At 62.0% G+C, this 295-nt stretch carries 1 protein-coding gene; it reads left to right on the forward strand.

All coding sequences use genetic code 11. From position 1 onward, the window contains the following. Window positions 1-295, forward strand: a 295-nt coding sequence (locus AC1RPW_RS07830; RefSeq protein ID WP_481769416.1) for a hypothetical protein, incomplete at both ends; no start/stop codon positions are given.

Below are 295 nucleotides of genomic sequence, written 5' to 3' on the forward strand. Positions count from 1 at the left end.
CGAAGTGCGTGCTGGTGTCGCAGTCGGATTCCTGCGTGCGAACCGCGAAGTTCGTGTCGTCGATCCGCAAGAGCTGCGTGCCTCGTACCGCACGGTCGGCAGCTCGAACATCATGACCTCAGAAGCTGACGATAGCCTGTGGGAGCTGAAGAGCGGCAAGGGCGGTACGTATCTCGCACGTCACGGCAACGAAGACCTGTCGGAACTGGTGAACGCCACCGTGAACCGTCGTCGTACCGACATTCCGGCCCTGCGTCACATCAGCATCGCGGCAGCGGCTCCGCACGAATTCGTG

It is taken from the genome of Dellaglioa sp. CoH-55-MRSF-8 (assembly GCF_056782195.1).